Source organism: Streptomyces sp. BRA346 (assembly GCF_052851135.1).
Genome location: NZ_JAIWIH010000155.1, coordinates 1 through 1,809, shown reverse-complemented (window position 1 = coordinate 1,809; position 1,809 = coordinate 1). Strand labels below are relative to the sequence as shown.

The window sequence follows — 1,809 nt, the reverse complement described above, 5'->3', positions numbered from 1 at the left end:
CTTCTTCGAACTCGGCGGCCACTCCCTCCTCGCCGTCTCCCTGGTCGAGCGCATGCGCGAAGCCAAGCTGTCCTGCGACGTCCGCGCCGTATTCACCACGCCCACCGTTGCCGGACTGGCCACCGCCATCGCGGCGGGTGGCGGCGCAGACCTCGTGGTCCCGCCGAACGCGATCCCGGCCGATGCCGACGCCATCACGCCCGCCATGCTGCCGCTGGTCAAGCTGACCGAGGACCAGATCACCCAGGTCGTGTCCACGGTCCCCGGCGGAGCCGGGAACGTGCAGGACATCTATCCGCTCGGGCCGCTCCAGGAAGGCATCTTCTTCCACCACCTCATGGGGGACGAGGGCGACGCGTACCTGCTGTCGAGCGTGTCCGCGGTGCCGTCACGGGAATGGGTCGACGAGTTCGCCGACGCCCTACAGACGGTGGTGGACCGCCACGACATCCTGCGGACATCGGTGGTCTGGGAAGGACTCCCGCACCCCGTCCAGGTGGTGTGGCGGCGGACCGAGCTGCCGGTCGAGGAAGTGACTCTCGACGGCGACGGGGACGCGACCGCCGCATTGCTGGCACTCTACGACCCACGCCGGTTCCATATGGACCTGGGCACGGCGCCGCTGCTGCGCGTGGTCACGGCGTATGACGAGCCGAACGACCGATGGCTGCTGCTGGTGCTGATGCACCACCTGGTCGGCGACCACACCACGCTGGACGTGGTGCAGGAGGAGATCGGCGCGCTGCTGACCGGCACCGGTGCGCTGCCGGAGCCCGTTCCGTACCGCAACGTGGTGGCCCAGGCCGTGCTGGGCACCAGCCGTGAGGAGCACGAGGAGTTCTTCACCGGCCTGCTGGGCGAGGTGGACGAGCCGACCGCACCGTACGGCCTGCTCGACGTCCGCGGCGACGGCACCGCGGTGGCCGAGGCACAGGTAGCGGTGGAAGCCGAGCTGGCCGGCGCGATCCGGGAGCAGGCCCGCCGTGCGGGTGTGTCACCGGCGAGCGTGTGCCACCTCGCGTGGAGCCTGGTCCTGTCCCGGCTCACCGGCCGCTCGGACGTGGTCTTCGGCACGGTCGTGTTCGGCCGCATGCAGGCCGGAGCCGGTGCGGAACGCGGCCTCGGACTGTTCATCAACACCCTCCCGATACGCGTCGGCGTCGGCGCCCAGGGTGCGCTCGACGCGGTCCGGGACACCCATGGGCTGCTCGCCGAGGTGCTGCGCCACGAACACGCCCCGCTCGTGCTCGCCCAGGGATGCAGCCAGGTCCCGACCGGACTTCCCTTGTTCACCAGCCTGCTCAACTACCGGCACAGTGCCCCGGCGGACCCGAACGCGACCGGAGCGGCGCTGTCCGGGCTCCAGGTGCTGCACAGCGAGGAGCGCACCAACTACCCCGTCGTGGTCTCGGTCGACGACCTCGGTTCGGAGGACGCCGGTTTCGCCATCACGGCCCAGGTCGACGACCGGCTCGACCCGGACCGTGTCTGCGGGATGCTGACAGCCGCGCTGCAAGAGCTGACCGAGGCACTGGCCGATGACCCGGCCGCCCCGGTGTCCGCCGTGGAGGCCCTGCCTGCGGTGGAACGGGCGCTGGTGGTCGAGGGGTTCAACGCCACGGAGGCGCCGTTCGACCCGACCGCGCGGGTGCACAAGCTGTTCGCAGCACACGCGAAGGCGAACCCCGACGCGATCGCCGTCATACACGGCGGCGATACGCAGGTCACCTACCGGGAACTGAACGCGAAGGCCAACCAGGTCGCCCACCGCCTCCGGACGGTAGGCGTCGGCCCCGACGTCCGCGTCGG

1 protein-coding gene is annotated in these 1,809 nt (G+C 70.9%); it reads left to right on the top strand.

Annotation, left to right across the window (positions count from 1 at the left end):
• Positions 1-1,809, top strand: a 1,809-nt coding sequence (locus tag LCH29_RS43875) for a condensation domain-containing protein (RefSeq protein WP_446467274.1), incomplete at both ends; no start/stop codon positions are given.